The sequence below is a fragment of the Pedococcus sp. P1_H8 genome (assembly GCF_056405175.1).
The window spans coordinates 1-434 of sequence record NZ_JBFUCP010000254.1; the positions used below are offsets into that span (position 1 = coordinate 1).

1 protein-coding gene is annotated in these 434 nt (G+C 70.7%); it reads left to right on the forward strand.

Annotated elements, in window-relative coordinates:
• The coding region (locus AC1DYG_RS19860) for an Ig-like domain-containing protein (RefSeq protein ID WP_477641565.1) at positions 1 to 434 on the forward strand (434 nt) is incomplete at both ends.

Below are 434 nucleotides of genomic sequence, written 5' to 3' on the forward strand. Positions count from 1 at the left end.
CCACCAGCACCTCCGCTGCCACCTCCGCTGCCGGCACCGTCGACGTCACCACTGACCCGGTCATCGTCGACACCACCACCACGCTGAACGTTCCGGCGACCGCCAAGACCGGCACCGCCGTCGACCTCACCGCCACCGTCGCCCCSRSCGGCGCSACCGGCACSGTCSAGTTCAAGGACGGCACCGCCGTCCTGGGCAGCTCCCCTGTCAACAACGGCACCGCGACGCTGAACCACACCTTCACCACSRAYGGCGCRCACTCCRTCACCGCCGTCTACAGCGGCGCCAATGGCTTCGCCACCAGCACCTCCGCTGCCGGCACCGTCGACGTCACCACTGACCCGGTCATCGTCGACACCACCACCACGCTGAACGTCCCGGCCACCGCCAAGACCGGCACCGCCGTCGACCTCACCGCCACCGTCGCCCCGAGC